Source organism: Pseudomonas sp. E102, assembly GCF_052660185.1.
The window spans coordinates 4,752,466-4,768,106 of the sequence record NZ_CP084025.1; the positions used below are offsets into that span (position 1 = coordinate 4,752,466).

A 15,641-nucleotide genomic window follows, 5' to 3' on the forward strand; every position below is an offset into this window, starting at 1 on the left:
CCCAGTTGGCCTATGCTGCCCAGCATGACGCCGCTTCATACATGAGGGATGCCCGATGTTTTATGTGCAACGCGATGCACAAGGCCTGCTGGTGCGCGTGGAAGCCACCGCTTACGCCGAGGCCACCGAGACCTTGCCGGCCGACAACCATGAGATCCAGGACTGGTTCGCCAACCAGGCGGTAGAAAACAGCCTCAAGCAACTCAAGCAAAGCGACCTGGAGATGATCCGGGTACTCGATGACTTGATCCAGGTGCTGACCAGCAAAGGCGTCATCCGCGTCACCGACCTGCCACCAGCGGCCCAGGCCAAGCTGATGGACCGCAACCAGGCCCGTGAAGCGCTGGGTGGGTTGAGTCGGTTGATCGATGACGATGAGAAGGGGTTGATCTAGCCTGCCGCCAAGGCTGGCGCCATTGCCTGCAGCACACCGAACCTGTGGCGAGGGCGCTTGCTCCCGTTGGCCTGCGAAGCATGCCCCAGCCCGTCTATATGCGAAACCGTGTTGGCAGGTTTTACGACTGCTGCGCAGCCGAGCGGGAGCAAGCTCCCTCGCCACGAATTTTTTGGTGTCTGGGCTGACGCTATCGCGAGCAGGCTCGCTCCCACGGTAGATCAGTGTTGACCCTTTATATTCCGGCTCGACACAGATCCAGTGTGGGAGCGAGCCTGCTCGCGATAGCGGTCTTCGGTTTATTACGAGGCTGTCAGGCTGGCTCTTGCACTTCAGCCGATCCATCGCCCGCTCCTCCGGCGCGACCCACAACCGCCATAAAGCGCTTGCGCGTCGTCTTTTAACCGGCTTGCCGCCAGTGTCACCGTTTTTTCGATGACAAACTCAGACTAGCCACGAGACAGCCGCCGGACAAATTCACCGAGTTCGCTTCAACTCGAAGGAAATCTCCTAGGACGTTAATTGAGGGGGCGTATCCGTTGCTGCGGTAACGGCTGCTGGCGGTTCCGCTCTTACAGCGGGTTACTTTTTTCAGACGCCAAAAAAGTAACCAAAAACGCTCCGCCCCACCACTCGGCACCTCGCCTAGGCTCGGTGTGCCCTCACTCCGGCATTGCTCCGTGGGCCGCCGCGAAGGGCCATCCATGGCCCAGCGCGGCTACCTCGGCATCCATGCCGAGGTACCCACTGCGCAAGGCCTGCGTTCGGCCATCGTGGTTAACGGGGCCTTCCAGATCAAGATCAAGATCAAGATCAAGATCCAAAGCAGGAGCAGGAGCAGGAGCAGGAGCAGGAGCAGGAGCAGGAGCATCTCGGCACTTATTTAGATGAACCACCGCTATCGCGATCAGGCTCGTTCCCACATGGGTTTGCAGGTGTTCACAACCTTGCACACAACCCAAAAACCTGCGGGAGCGAGCTTGCTCGCGATGACGCCAGCACATTCAACATCAGCGGAAACTGACCCTCCGCCTTCGCGAGCAGGCTCGCTCCCACAATTGGAGTACGACCAGGAGACCCAGGTCGGCCATACCGCCGCCTCGCTTTCGCTTTGCTTTGCTTTGCTTTGCTTTGCTTTGCTTTTGCTTTTGCTTTTGATCTGCCAGGCCCCGTTAACCACGATGGCCGAACGCAGGCATTGCGTAGTGGGTATCCCGGCATGGATGCCGGGATAGCCGCGTTGGGCCATGGATGGCCCTTCGCGGCGGGCCCACGGAGCAATGCCGGAGTGAGGGCATGCCGAGCCTAGGCGAGGCACCGAGTGGTGGGGCCAAGCCTTTTTTGCTTACTTTTTTTGGCGTCTGAAAAAAAGTAAGCCGCCGTAAGGGCGGAACCCTAAGTAGCCGTTACCGAAGAAATGGATATGTACGCATTCACAAGGGCATATCCCGCCTCACCAAGCAATCCTCACCCCCAACGCTTAGGCTCACCCACCAACTGCCCCTGAACCCCAAACAACCCCATCTCACGAATCACCGCCAACTCCCCTTCCGTCTCCACCCGCTCAGCAATCAACGGCAGGTCGATACTGTGAGCAGCACGCTGGATGGCCTCGATGAACAAACGCTTGTCACCTTCCTGGTCGATCGCACGAATGTAGCTACCGTCAATCTTCAGATAGGCCAACCCCAGCCGCGACAGGTTGCCAATCATGCTGAACCGCCCACCAAAGCGCTGCAGGCTCAAGGAAAAGCCAAGCTCGCGCAACTGCCGGGTCAACTGCTCCAACACCGCTTGCTCGGGCAGTTGCTCTTCACCAATCTCCAAGGTCAGGCGCGGCCCAAGGTTGGAGTGAGCCCGCAGGATTTCAAAGACCTTGTTCAACGCCTGAGGATCGGCCAGGGTCGCGGAGGACAGGTTGAGCGCCAGGGATTGTTCGTGCCCGGCCATCTGCTTGAGCACCTGTTCGAGCATCAAGCGGTCCAGGCGCGCGGTCCAGCCGAAGCGCTCCAGCCAAGGCAGGAAGCGCCCGGCGGGGATGGTCTGGCCTTGGTCGTCAAGCAGCCGCGACAGCACTTTGTAGTGCAGCACGACCTGGGTGTCCTGAGCAGCCACCACCGGCTGGAAGTACAGTTCGAAGCGTTGATTGCCCAGGGCCTGGTCGAGCAGTTGGTGCCAGGCGTGGTGATCATCGCCCACGCTGGCGGACGCGCTATGCTCCAGGCAGGCCCAGCCGGGTTCGCCCTGGCTTTCGGCCTGGGCCAGTGCCTGGTCGCCAAGCTGGAGCACTGCCTGCGGCGAGTCGCCATGAACGAACGGAGCGAGCCCGATGGACGCCACCGATGCCACATCGGTCGCGCCGGTGGCGTGCAAACTCGCCAACGCGCCTTCCAGATTCTGCGCCAGCTGCAGCGCCTCCTCGCGCACCAGCCCGGGTGCCAGCACCGCGAACTCCCCACCGCGTATCCGCGTCACCAGATTATGGGTTTCCGGGTAGCGAGCGCACTCACGCGACAACTGCTCGCCCACGGCTTTGAGCAACTGATCGGTGCGCTGCCCGCCCAGCCGCTGGTTCAGACCGGCGAGGTCCTTGACCCGCAACAACAGCAGATAACCGGAACTGGCCTGTTCCGGGTTGCTCACCCGCGCATGCAACTGCATCTCGAAATACCGTCGATTGGCCAGCCCCGTGAGGTTGTCCTGATAGGACTCCACCCGCAGTTTTTCACTGCGCTCGGCCTGTTCCTGGAACAGCGCCTTAAGCTTCTCGACCATCTGGTTCATCGCCTGGACCACACGCCGCAATTCAGGTGTGCGCGGCAGCTCCGGCAGGCTCAAAAACTCACGTCGGGCGATGGCGTGGGACTGGTGAACCATGTAGTCCAGCGGCTTGAGCTGGCGACGCAGCAGCAAGGCTCCCAGCACCGCGCTCACGGCGCCGCACAGCAACAACCAGCCCAGACTGCCCAGCGCGCTCTGCCACAGCTTGGCGAGGGCGAACATCGGGTGGCTGACCACTTCGACCCGCGCCGCCTGTTCCCAACCGCGGCTGACAATCGCATCGCCGCCGGCCGGCTCAAGGCCAATGAGCTTGATAAACCACTGCGGTACATTGCCGGCATCCGGGGTGCCGGTGCGCTCGGCCAGGGTCTTGTCGTTTGTCACGTCGACCACGCGGATGCTGGCGTAGTAGCCGCTGTCGAAGATCGAACTGACCATCAGCTCGACCATCGCCGGGTCGTCGATGTTCGGCGTCAACGACAGCGCCAGCGCCGTGGCCGCGTCCTGGGCATGGGAACGCAGCTGATTGACGTACTGGGTCCGCGAACTCTCCAGGCTGACCATGAAGCTGCCGCTGAAGGCAACCACCAGGAACAGACAGATAGCGATCAACAGCTGTTTGAACAAAGACATCTGAGCGCGTGCTCCTAGTTAGTCGTCTCGACCGGGAAACCTTCGGCCTGCATTTTCTTCAACACATCCTGCCACCGGGACAGGCGCTTGGTGTCGCCCACTTTCTTGTTGCCCTTGCCTGACAGCCACAGCCCTTCGGCATTGAAAGAGTAGACCGGCAGCAAGTCGGTTCGCTGGCTGGCCGGCTGGATGCCGTCGATCAGGCTATCGAGTACCAGTGGCATGGCATCGGGGGTGGCGTAATACGTCAGCACCATGTGCGCGCGGTTCTGCCGCAACGCCTTGACGTAGGTGATGCGCAGCTTGTCACTGGAAACCCCTAGATGGCGCAGGCTGAAATACTTGGCGATGGCGTAGTCCTCGCAATCGCCCGCGCCCTTCCACAGGGCCTGGATCGGGGTTTCCCAATAATCGGTCTCACGCCACAAATCGAGGTCTTCCACGTAGCGCACCTGTTTGTTGAAGAACAGGTTCACCACCTTGAGCTGTGCAAGCTCAGGAATCTGCTTCTGGGTTGCCAGCAACTGCTGCCACGCGTCGATCCGCTGCTGCCCGTCGCCCAGCGGTCCATATAACGCTTGCGCCCGCCGGCTTATCTGCGCAAAGTCCCAGTCGGCTCGCAGGCCGCCCAGCATCAGGCCTGCCAGCAAAAATGCCGAACACAGCCAGCGCAAGGACCTGAGGACCGGGGAAGGTGCAGCCAAGGGAAATGCGTCCGAAAAGGGCCGTTGGAAAAATTCGTTGGATGGTGCAGCCTGGACCGGCAAAAAACAATGGCAGGTTGCAATCACCGCAAGCAGTCTAAACTTTAGTTCAGGAACCGAGGCCGCGAGATTTTGACGGCTTGGCATTCTGTAACTAATGTTGCCTTGGATCCAATCATTGTGACTACAGTCAGGTGTTGTCGTGACACAGAAGCCCAAACCACTCAGCACTATTCAGGTCAACGGGCCCATCCCCGCTGCCCAGGCCCGCGCAATCATTGAAAGCGCTTTGCGCGAAGCCATTCTCGACGGGCGACTGCCAAGCGGCACAGCGTTGCGCCAGCAGGAATTGGCAGACCTGTTCGGTGTCAGCCGCATGCCGGTACGCGAAGCGTTGCGCCAGCTCGAAGCGCAGTCATTGCTCAACGTGGTCCAGCACAAGGGCGCGGTGGTAGCCCCGCTGATTACCAGCAATGCAGTCGAAACCTACGCCTTGCGGTCGGTCCTCGAAGCCTTCGCCCTGCGCTTGTCCATTCCCCTGCTAGACGACAATGACCTGGCCATGGCCGCCGAATACATCGAGCAATTGGAAGGCCAAGTTGATTATGCGCAGATCGCCAAGCTCAACCGTCTATTCCACATGTCGCTTTACCATAAGGCGCCCAACGCCAAGCTGTTGGACCTGATCGAACATGAGCTCAATGAAGAAGAACGTTTCCTGCGCTTTCACCTTTCGACCATGGGTTTGGGTGAGCTCACCCAGTGTGACCATCGCGCGATACTCGCCGCGGCGGTAGCCAAAGACATCGACCAAGCGGTTCATCTGCTTGAAGAGCACCTCGAGAAAGCCTCGGCCACCATGCGCCTGTACCTGAAGCAATAGCCGGACCGCAGCCCCATCCCCAGCGCCGGCCACCTGGCCGGCGTAGCACTTTCTTACACATCCTTCCTACACCCGAGATTGCCAGCAGGGCGCGGCTTGACCGTGGCCGCGATGCGTCGCTGCATCAGTTCAATGGAACTGCCGTCGATTTGGGCTCACTCTTGCGTTTATCGGTTCGAAAACAGACCTGAAGAAGTCAGCGTCCGGCAATAGCCAGGCGAATCGAAGCCATCACGCAAGGAGCGCCGCCCAACTGGCGGGGATGACCTGGAGGTCCGACCGGGTTCCCGCCCATAAAACATCAACTTCTTACTTTCCTTTGTCCCTGAAGTGCTCCGAGTGAGGCATTCACTCGAACCATTCGATTCTGATCGCTATAAATCGGAAGGAGCAACTTCGCGCCAATAAAACTTATAAACAAAGTTTTAACCACCCTCTTCGCGCCCAATAAAAACGCCACTTTAAATATTAAAAAAATAACTTGCGAAGCGTTTGAAACTTGTACTAATTTTTTACTCGTCGAGTTGCTTTCGACGCCCACAGGCACCATGGGATGCGCCTGTAGCAAGCCACACAGCCACAAGCAGGTATCAGTTAAAAATTCCAAGTGAACATGGATTCCGGTTCGCGCACTCGCTCGCCCCGACAAAAACAGGCGAGCAACTTTCCGGACAAACAATATTGATGAGGACGTTCCAATGCAGCCAACCAAAGAACAACTATCTCTGAAAAAACACGAACTTGGTGAACACCCGGTTTTTTCCGAAATAACATCAATCGACCTGTTGCGCCGTTTTATGGAAAGCCACGTTTTCGCCGTGTGGGACTTCATGTCCCTGACCAAGCGGCTGCAAAGGGAACTGACCTGCATCCAACTGCCGTGGCTGCCACCCGCCGACCCCCATGCCGCGCGTCTGATCAACGAAATCGTCCTGGGAGAAGAATCCGACGACCGTCCCGGTGCCGGTTATTGCAGCCATTTCGAACTGTATCTGGACGCCATGCGCGAGGTAGGCGCGGACACCCAGGCGATTGAACAATTCATCGCCCTGCAGCAAGAAGGCGTCAGCCCCGAAACCGCGCTGGACAGCGTCGAGGTAGAACCGGCCGCCGCGCGCTTCGTGCGCCAGACCCTGCACACCGCCCTGCACGCCCCGGCCCACAGCGTGGCCGCCGCGTTCGTGCATGGTCGCGAAAGCGTCATTCCGCAGATGTTCCAGCGGATGCTGGACGCCTGGGGTATTGGCCTGGATCAGGCACCGACGTTTCGTTATTACCTGCAACGCCATATCGAGGTGGACTCCGAAGACCACGGCCCGGCGGCGGAAAAATTGCTGGCGCGGCTGATCGATGGCGACCCGCAGCGCGAGCGCGAGGTCCTCGCCGCCGCCCTCGCTGCCGTCCACAGCCGCGCAGCCTTGTGGGATGGCCTGCGCCTGAGCATGACCCAGCCGGTTGCGCAGGTGACGCCATGAACGCCATCCAATACCAATCATTCGCCGACGCCTGGGAAAGCCGCGCGACGATCCGTACCCGGCCACGGCGCCGGGTCGAGGATGACGACAAGCTGATCTTTCCCATGAGCCGCCAACCCATGGTGCACAGCCAGACCTTCCTGACCCATTGCCCGCAATTGCGTGATTTTGTCCTGGTGCAGAGTCTCTACAAGTTCATCAACGACGTGGTGATTTTCGAGACCGAGCTGGTGGATCACACCGCCCGGCGCATCGCCAAGAACCGCTTTGGCATCGAGTTTCCGTTCGCCTGTCGCTATGACGCGATGACCGTGGTGGTGGACGAGGACTACCACGCGCTGGTGGCGATGGACTTCATGCAGCAAACCATCGACATGACCGGCATCGCACCGATCCCGTTGCCCCAGCAGATCGAGCTCAGCCGTGCCATTCCGGCCACGCTGGCGCGAACACCGGAGCATCTGCTCAGCGCCGTGGAGTTGGTCTGCATCGCCATCGCCGAAAACACCGTGACCAACGAAGTGGCAGCCTTTGCCCGGGACGACTCGGTCAAGGCCTCGATCAAGGGGCTCATGGCCGATCACCTGCAGGATGAGGGACGCCACTCCGGTTTCTGGACGCGGCTGGTACAGATTTACTGGCGCGCCGCGCCCGAAGAGGACCGCGAGATGATTGCGCGGCTGATGCCCGGTTTCATTGCCGATTACCTGGCGAGCGACCTGCAGCAGGCGTTCGATTTCGAGCTGATCAACCACTTGCCGATCGACGAATCGGCACGCCAGTCGCTGCGCGAAGACGCCCGGGCGCTGGCTTATCCCATCAACCGTTTTCACCCGTTGGTGGGCAACATCACGCGGTTCTTCCGCGGCAGCTCGATGCTGGCGTCAGCCTGCGTGCGCGATGCCCTGGCCGACTACCTGACCCCATGAGGACCTTCCGATGAGACGCCTCGAAATCGCAATGTCTGGCCACAGCCAGGCCCTGGCCGAACTGGCCCGGGAACTTGAACGACACGGCCATGCCGTCGTGGGTCCACAATCACCGGACGGCGACCGCGCGATCGACCTGTTGATCGACGATGGTACGGCGCCAGGGGCCATCGAGGCTGGTGTTCAGCTCCGGCTGCGCGTGGCATTCCAGGAAGCGCCCGGCCAGGCATTGCCGCGGCCGGTGGTGTTTTTCCGTGACGCAGCGCAGCGACTGCTGGTCCACGAAGTGATCACCACGCCGAGCGACGGCAACGGCCAGTCGCTGCGCCAGCAGGCAATAACCGCAATCGTCGAGCACGGCGCACGGCTGGTCAGTCATCTGTCACGCGATGAGCACGGTTTCGATCAATGGCCGACGGCCCCGCACGAGCCCATCGACCAACCCGAGCATGGGCTCGATGCGTTGGAGCCGCTGGCCTTCAAACACTGCCTTAACCGGCCCGCCGTACCTTGGCTGCTGGCGGCTGCAAAAATGCCTGTCATGCACAGCATCGAGCAGCGCATGCTCGACGACGCATCGCAGCCTGCCCTGTGGGTCGAGGGTCAGCTCATCGACTACAGGACCTTGCGCAATTGGGTGTTGCGGTTGCAGGGGGCCATAACGGCAAGCCTGGGAAGAGCAACCGATCATCCACGGGTGATTGCCGTGTGCCTGCCCAAATCCGCGCAGCTGTACGCGGCAATCCTTGCGGTGCTGGGGTGCGGGGCGGTGTACCTGCCGCTGGACCCGCAACACCCGGCGCAACGCCGGCGATTCATCCTCGACAACGCCAAGGCCGATCTCTTATTGCACGATGGCGACAGCGACCTGGGCGATAGCCCGACGCCGATGCTGAATGTCCATCGGCTGTCTTCGTCCAAGCCTGGCTTCCCGGCCTCGACGATTCGCCGCGTGGTGGATGCCGACGAACCAGCCGTGGCGATCTACACCTCCGGCACCACCGGCCAGCCCAAGGGGGTCCTGCTCAGCCACCGTAACCTCAGCCATTTTTGCGCCTGGTACGCAGATCATGTCGAGCTGCGGCGCGACAACCGAGCGTTGCAGTTTTCCACCATCAACTTCGACGCATCGTTGCTGGACATCTTGCCGACCTTCATCCAAGGCGGACTGCTGGTGGTGCCCAGCGAGGATCAGCGCCGCGACCCGCAGCGACTGGAGTCGTTGATGCGTGAACAGCGCGTCAGCCATGCCTTCCTGCCGCCCGCGCTGTTGAGCGTCATGCCGCTGGAGGCGTCATTGGGGCTGGCGCACCTGATCACTGGCGGGGACGTCTGCGAGCCGTACGTGATCGAGCGACTGGCACCGCAGTGCCGGTTTCACAATATCTACGGCCCGACGGAAACCACGGTATTGGCCACCACGCGGCAATTCGCCGTGGGCGATAACAACCGCAACCTCGGTATACCCATCGGCAACGCCCGCGTGCTCATCCTCGACGAACATTTGCAACCGGTGCCCCAGGGCACACCCGGCGAGCTGTACATCGCAGGGCCTGGAGTCGGCCTGGGGTACCTGAACGATCCAGTGCTGACCAGCAGCCGTTATCTCGACCTGACGCTGCCCAACGAGCAAGCGCTGCGGGTCTATCGCACGGGGGATATCGGCCAGTGGACCGACGACGGGATCGAGCTGTGCGGCCGCCGCGACAACCAGGTCAAGATCCGCGGCTTTCGGGTCGAGCCCGAGGAGATCGAGCATTGCCTGCGCGACAGCCAAGTGTTTCGCCAGGTGGCGGTGGGGGTCGACGAGCGACGGCGGATCCTGGCGTTCCTGGCGAACCCCGTGGATGATCGACCCGGCGCGGCCCTCAACGCCTTGCGCCAGCATGTGCAGGATTCGCTGCCGAGCTACATGCACCCGGCGGCCTATGTAGAGCTGCCCAGCCTGCCTTACACCAGCAACGGCAAGGTCGATCGCCGGGCATTGCTGGCGTCGGCGGGATCGGTCCAGGCAGGAGCTCAAGGGCGCCAGCCACAAAATGCATTGCAAACCCAGCTCCGACAGCTATGGGCCGAGCTGCTGCAGTTGCCAGCCGAGGACATCGCCACCGACGAGAGTTTTTTCAACCTTGGCGGGCATTCGATCCTGCTTTCGCAGCTGCTGTTGAGTCTCAGGCAGACGTTCGGTCGCAGCCTGTCGATCAACCGCTTCATCGAAGCACCGACGCTGATCACCTTGGCGAAGTTGCTCGATGCCCCCGACCAGAGCGATGCATCCTCGCTGAGCCCCCAGGCTTTCATCGACGCCGAAGCCGAACTCAACCTCGCTCCACTGCCCATCAGCCAGAGCGGTGATGTGCATAAAGTGGTCGTGACCGGCGCCAACAGTTTTCTCGGCGTGCATATCGTCGAAGCGTTGCTGGCGTGGGGGGCCACGGAAGTGGCGTGCCTGGTGCGTGAATCCGGCGGGCAAAGCGCGGCCCAGCGGTTCGCCCAGGCCCTGCGGAAAAATCGCCTGGAGCATCTGGACCTGAGCCGTGTCAGCGTCTACGCCGCCGACATCACCCAGCCACAACTGGGCTTGCCGGACGACACCTACCAGCGGATCGACAGCACGTTCGGCGCGTTGGTGCACAACGCCGCCCATGTCAATCATGTGCTCGACTACGAGTCCCTGGCGCGGGACAACGTCGAGCCCATCTTCGAATGCCTGCGGCTGTGCGAAGGGCGCAGCAAGAAAATCTTCAACTTCGTCTCGACGCTGTCGGCCTCCAGCACCCTGGACGCTAATGGGCAGGTGCTGGAGCAGCCAGCAGCAAGGACACCGCCGATCTACATCAAGAATGGCTACAACCTGTCCAAATGGGTCGGCGAGCGGATTCTGCAACGGGCCCGGGACCTTGGCGTCCGGGTCAATCTGTTCCGTCCCGGCAACATCAGCTTCAACAGCCAGACCGGGGTCTGCCAGCCCCACAAGAACCGCTTGATGCTGATGCTCAAGGGATCGATCCAGCTCGGCCAGGTGCCGGATCTGTCGCTCAATTTCGACCTGATGCCGGTGGACTTCCTGGCCCGTTTCATCGCCTTCCACGCCAGCCGTTACCAACCCAACCAGGCCGTGTTCAACCTGCACAACCCCGAACCCTTGAGCTGGGACGCCTATGTGGCGTCGTTCCGCGACAGTGGCCGGGAATTCGCGCTGGTCAGTGTCGCGGACTGGCAACAGCAGCTGGCGCGGGTCGATACCGACAACGCGCTGTTCGGCGTACTGGGTTTCTACCTCAACGGCTTCGAAGAAGACATCGGCGATATCTCCCTGATCCGCCATGACAACGCCCGGTCCGGCGTGAGGCAGATGGGCACCCGTTACCCGGAAAAGTCCCCGGCCCTGCTGCGCCGCGGTGCTGATTACCTCAAGGCCATCGATTTCATCTGAAGCAACCCAACCCCACGCAAGGAGCAAGACCATGAGTGCTTTTCAACCCGACACCCTGATCAAGAACCCTCAAGCCTGCCATGTCGAAACCTCGGTGCAAGTGCCTGCCGACGCCGCGCGCGTCTGGGAAGTGGTGGGCGACTTCGGCGGGTTCAACCGCTTTATTCCAGCCCTTGAATACATCGAAATGACTGGCGACGGCGTGCGTTCGCTGCGCAAGAAATTCTTCCGCGACGGACAAAACCTGGTGGTGGAGCAGCTCAACAGCCGCGATGACCAGGCCATGCACATGACCTGGACGCTGATCTACAACACCCTCGGCATCGACAACCTCTGGGCGGCGATGCGCGTCGAGCCCCTGGGAGACAGCCGCTGCCGCGCCACCTGGACCATCATCGCCGACCACACCGAGGTGCACACACGGGAAGGGTTCAGGGATTTTCTGCAAGGGTTCGCCGATGAGGCGATGGGAAATGTGGTGAAGATGTTCGCCTGACCAAAAAACCCTGTGGGAGCGAGCCTGCTCGCGATGGCATCAGCCCAGACAACCCACACCCGTGGCGAGGGAGCTTGCTCCCGCTCGGCTGCGCAGCAGGCGTAAAGCCAGCCAACACGGTCCGCCTGCAGGCTTGCAGGGGCCTGCTGCGCAGGCCAGCGGGAGCAAGCTCCCTCGCCACGGGGGATCGGGTCCGTCAGATCTTGAAGCTGTCCACCAGTTGCTTCAATCGATTGGCCTGCTGCGACAAGGCATCGCAATCCTTCAGGGTTTCGTTGAGGTTGGCGACGCTTTGCTGGTTCAACGTATTGATGTGCGTGACGTCCATGTTGAGGGTCTCCACCACGGCTGTCTGTTGCTCGGTCGCGGCGGCCACGGATTGGTTCATGCCGTCGATTTCGCCGATGCGCTGGGTCACGCTGACCAAGCGCAAGCCGGCCTGGTTCGCCACTTCCACGCTCTCCTCGCTGGAAGCCTGGCTCGCGTTCATCGTGGTCACCGCTTCACGGGAGCCGACTTGCAGCGAGGTGATCATCTTGTGAATCTCTTCAGCCGACTCCTGGGTGCGGTGCGCCAGGTTGCGCACTTCATCGGCCACTACCGCAAAACCACGTCCGGCCTCCCCGGCACGGGCCGCTTCGATGGCGGCGTTCAAGGCCAGCAAGTTGGTTTGCTGGGAGATGCCCTTGATCACGTCCAGGATGTGCCCGATGTTATCGGTGCTGGCGTTCAGGGTTTCGATCTGGGTGCACGACAGGCTGATTTTCTGTGACAGCTCGGTCATCGCCTGGATGGTTTTTTCCACCACCTGACGACCATCGTCCGCTTGCTCGCTGGCGCCACTGGCGTGTTGCGAGGCATCGGCGGCGTTACGGGCGATTTCCTGGGTCGCGGCGCCCAACTGATTGATCGCGGCGGCCACGCTATTGGTGCGCGCGCTCTGCTCATCCGATCCAACCAGGGAGGCGTTGGAAGATGTCATCACCCGTTGCGACAGGTCATGCACCTGACGCGTGGCGGAAGACACTTCGGCGATCGACGCGTGGATACGTTCCACGAACTGGTTGAACGACCCTCCCAATACCGCGAATTCGTCCTTGCCCTGCACCACGAGGCGCCGGGTCAGGTCGCCTTCACCCTGGGCGATGTCCTGCATGGCGCGGCCCATGGTGGTGAGCGGGCGCATCAACACCTGGATCAGCAGACTCAGCAGCAACGCAATCGCAGCCACTGCAATGAACATCGCAATCAACGCAGACGTACGGAAATGGCTCAGCGGTGCGTAGGCCTTGGCCTTGTCGATCGACAGGCCGATGTACCACTCGGCGCCCGGCAAACCTGCCACCGGGGTGAACGAAAGGATGCGGTCCTCCCCGTTCAGCTCGACTTCCTGGATGCCCTTGCCGATGCGCACAGGGGTGCCGGGGTAGATGTCCTTGAGGTTTTTCATTACCTGGTCTTTGTCCGGGCTGACGATGACCTGGCCGTCGCCGCTGACCAAAAACGCATGACCGATCCCGCCAAAGTCCACGGAGTTGATGATTTTCACGAGGGTTTCCAGGCTCAGGTCACCGCCCACCACGCCCAACAATTCACCGTTGTGCTTGACCGGCAGGGCAATGGTCACCACCAGGCCGCCCACTGCCGCCGCGTAGGGTGGGGTCAGCATGGTTTTATCGGCGGCCACGGCCTGTTTGTACCAAGGGCGCTGACGCGGGTCGTAGCCGTCGGGCATCTTCGCGTCAGGTCGTTGAGTGAACACGCCGGTGTTCTGGCCCACGTAGGTGAACTGGAAGTTCGAGGTCAACGCCGGCTGGTCCACGAGCCCAGGCAAATCGGCGCTCGCCCCTTGGTGTGCGATGTTCTGAGCCAGGTTTTCCAACACCAGCACCCGCCCGCTCATCCAGTTCTGGATGCTGCTGGCCGTCAGGTCACCGGATTGCTCGATGGAGGATTCCAGGCTGCGACCGATGGTATTGCGTTGCAGGTAATCGTTGTAGAGCGTGAACAGGGCAAAAGCCAACACCACCACACCAGAGGCGGCCAAGAGGATTTTGTGGCTGAACTTAAGATTCATGGAGGGACTTCTTATACAGGGGATGGGGGTGCATTCCGATTGGCAGTTCCATGTAGCCGCAAGAGCTGGAGATTGGATCCGCTCCATTTTGGTGCACGCATACCCTTCTGTCGGCCAACCCGTGGAAAAGATTAGGCCCTTGTTCAATTGTCCGACGAGATGATTGCCAACATCACACAGCCTGCGTCGAACGGTGGTTGCAAATTTGATGAACGCTTATGACAATGCGACCTATTATCATTTGTGATATCAGGCTATTGCGCTCATGTCCTCCCCCCAGTTAGCAGTACAGGCGCTTTATTGCAGCCATCACGGCTGGCTTCATACATGGCTGCGCCACCGACTGGGCAACGCCGCCGATGCGGCTGACCTGGCCCAGGACACCTTCGTGCGCCTGCTGCAACGCACCGAACGCCTGGAACTCACGGCACCGCGCGCCTTCCTGCGCACCATCGCGCAGGGCTTGGTGATCGATCACTGGCGCCGGGAAGAAATCGAACGCGCCTACCTCGAAACCATCGCGCATCTGCCGCAGGCCCAGATCCCAAGTGCCGAAGCCCAAGCCCTGATCCTCGAACTGCTGGAGGGCATTTCCCGCATGCTCGACGGCCTCAAGCCGAAAGTACGCAGGGCGTTCCTGCTTGCACAGTGTGACGGCATGACCCACAAGCAGATCGCCGAGCAAATGGGCATCTCGCTTCGGTCGGTGGAGCGGTACGTCGCCGATGCGCTGTATCACTGCTACGTGCTGCGCTATGAAGATTGAGCCGATCGACCCGCCATCGCGCGGTCGAGGTCCTTCGCAACTGGTGGTCAAGCAAGCGATCCATTGGCTGCTGCGCCTGCGCAACCATGCCGCCAATCCGATCCTTCGCCAACAGTGCGACGCCTGGCGCATCGCCCATCACGATCACGAATTGGCTTGGCAACGGGTGCAATCGCTGCACAGCGAACTCACCTCCAACCTGCGCGCCGTGCCCAGTGCTCATATTGCCCTCGACACCCTGGAGGCCAGCGCCCAGCGCCTCGGTCGACGCCAGGCCCTGAAATTGTTGTCCGGCGTCGCCGTGGTGGGCGCCGCCGCATGGCTGGGCAAGGACCTAGGCTGGCAGCCGTGGCGTGCCGACTTCGCCACTGCCACGGGCGAACGACGCGGTTTCCAATTGCCGGACGGTACACGACTTGAACTCAACACCCGCAGCGCCGCCGACCTCGACTACACCGCCAGCCAGCGTCTGATCACGTTGACCCGCGGCGAAATCATGGTCACCTGTGGCCGAGACCCAGGACGCCCGCTGCTGGTGAAAAGCCGCGAGGGTCTGTTCGAAGGACTGGAAGGGCGCTTCGTCGTGCGCCAGGACAGCGGCTGCACGCGTCTGAGCGTCACCAGCGGCCAGGTCGCCATTCGCTCACATCGCAACAGCGAGGGCGCGCCGATCCACGTGGTGGCAGGGCAAAGCTACCTCGTCAGTTCATCGACAGCGACCCTGGCGCCGCCCCTGGACATGGACGCCGGCGCCTGGGCGGACGGCTTGATCGTGACGCGCAACATGCGCCTGGAAGACTTCCTCAACGAGGTCGGCCGCTACCGCCGGGGCTGTCTGAGATGCGCCGCCTCGGCCGCGGACCTGCGCTTGTCCGGAGTCTTCCGCCTGGATGACATCGACAAAATGCTGGCCGTGCTCCCCCGCACGCTGCCCGTGCAGCTGCATTATCGAACCCGCTGGTGGGTCACGGTGGAACGTGCGGCCTGATTTTTTTTGGCGGGTTTTGCGAGGGCGTCCGGCTAGGACAGTAAGCAACGCTTATCTGCCTTCAGCGACTCCAACGGAA

The 15,641-nt window shown here is 61.2% G+C and carries 12 protein-coding genes and 1 pseudogene; 9 read left to right on the forward strand and 4 right to left on the reverse strand.

The window, feature by feature from the left end; all coding sequences use genetic code 11:
- Window positions 1-55 precede the first annotated feature (55 nt).
- Both DOCECA_RS21435 and DOCECA_RS21440 read left to right on the forward strand, forming a co-directional pair.
- The gene (locus DOCECA_RS21435; RefSeq protein ID WP_014335964.1) at window positions 56-394 is read left to right on the forward strand and encodes a hypothetical protein; all 339 of its coding nucleotides are present in this window, start codon (window positions 56-58) and stop codon (window positions 392-394) included.
- Between the two features lie 704 nt (window positions 395-1,098).
- Window positions 1,099-1,197: pseudogene (locus DOCECA_RS21440) on the forward strand (nucleoid-structuring protein H-NS); the annotation flags it as partial.
- A 104-nt stretch (window positions 1,198-1,301) separates the two neighbouring features.
- Here the strand turns inward: DOCECA_RS21440 and DOCECA_RS21445 are convergent.
- From DOCECA_RS21445 to lapG, 3 genes are all read right to left on the reverse strand, one after another.
- Window positions 1,302-1,643 (reverse strand): hypothetical protein, encoded by a 342-nt coding sequence (locus DOCECA_RS21445; RefSeq protein ID WP_445572193.1) that lies wholly within the window; start codon window positions 1,641-1,643, stop codon window positions 1,302-1,304.
- Window positions 1,644-1,861: 218 nt separating this feature from the next.
- Window positions 1,862-3,808, reverse strand: a complete 1,947-nt coding sequence (gene lapD, locus DOCECA_RS21450) for a cyclic di-GMP receptor LapD (protein WP_445571047.1) — start codon at window positions 3,806-3,808, stop codon at window positions 1,862-1,864.
- Between the two features lie 14 nt (window positions 3,809-3,822).
- A complete protein-coding gene (lapG, locus tag DOCECA_RS21455) occupies window positions 3,823-4,443 on the reverse strand; it encodes a cysteine protease LapG (RefSeq protein WP_420767780.1) in 621 nt (206 codons plus the stop codon).
- Window positions 4,444-4,714: 271 nt separating this feature from the next.
- On the opposite strand from lapG, the gene DOCECA_RS21460 reads away from it, so the two are divergent.
- The 5 genes from DOCECA_RS21460 to DOCECA_RS21480 all read left to right on the forward strand — a co-directional run bounded on the left by DOCECA_RS21460 (window position 4,715) and on the right by DOCECA_RS21480 (window position 11,731).
- On the forward strand, window positions 4,715-5,395 hold the full coding sequence (locus tag DOCECA_RS21460) for a GntR family transcriptional regulator (protein ID WP_434561302.1): 681 nt from the start codon (window positions 4,715-4,717) through the stop codon (window positions 5,393-5,395).
- Between the two features lie 698 nt (window positions 5,396-6,093).
- A complete protein-coding gene (locus tag DOCECA_RS21465; protein ID WP_420767774.1) occupies window positions 6,094-6,870 on the forward strand; it encodes a DUF3050 domain-containing protein in 777 nt (258 codons plus the stop codon).
- A complete protein-coding gene (locus tag DOCECA_RS21470) occupies window positions 6,867-7,799 on the forward strand; it encodes a diiron oxygenase (protein WP_434608441.1) in 933 nt (310 codons plus the stop codon). Before DOCECA_RS21465 ends, DOCECA_RS21470 begins: the two co-directional genes overlap by 4 nt.
- A gap of 10 nt (window positions 7,800-7,809) precedes the next feature.
- Window positions 7,810-11,235 carry an amino acid adenylation domain-containing protein gene (locus tag DOCECA_RS21475; RefSeq protein ID WP_445571048.1) on the forward strand — a complete coding sequence of 1,142 codons (3,426 nt, stop codon included), beginning with the start codon at window positions 7,810-7,812 and terminating at the stop codon, window positions 11,233-11,235.
- 31 nt (window positions 11,236-11,266) lie between these two features.
- Window positions 11,267-11,731, forward strand: coding sequence for an SRPBCC family protein (locus tag DOCECA_RS21480; RefSeq protein WP_434608445.1), 465 nt, complete (start codon window positions 11,267-11,269; stop codon window positions 11,729-11,731).
- Window positions 11,732-11,927: 196 nt separating this feature from the next.
- On the opposite strand, the gene DOCECA_RS21485 is transcribed toward DOCECA_RS21480, so the two are convergent.
- Window positions 11,928-13,808, reverse strand: coding sequence for a methyl-accepting chemotaxis protein (locus tag DOCECA_RS21485; protein ID WP_445571049.1), 1,881 nt, complete (start codon window positions 13,806-13,808; stop codon window positions 11,928-11,930).
- A gap of 265 nt (window positions 13,809-14,073) precedes the next feature.
- Here DOCECA_RS21485 and DOCECA_RS21490 point away from each other — a divergent pair, with 265 nt between their 5' ends.
- The gene (locus tag DOCECA_RS21490) at window positions 14,074-14,574 is read left to right on the forward strand and encodes a sigma-70 family RNA polymerase sigma factor (protein ID WP_420767769.1); all 501 of its coding nucleotides are present in this window, start codon (window positions 14,074-14,076) and stop codon (window positions 14,572-14,574) included.
- Window positions 14,564-15,562, forward strand: coding sequence for a FecR domain-containing protein (locus DOCECA_RS21495; RefSeq protein ID WP_445571050.1), 999 nt, complete (start codon window positions 14,564-14,566; stop codon window positions 15,560-15,562). The genes DOCECA_RS21490 and DOCECA_RS21495 overlap by 11 nt, the downstream gene beginning before the upstream one ends.
- Window positions 15,563-15,641: the final 79 nt, after the last annotated feature.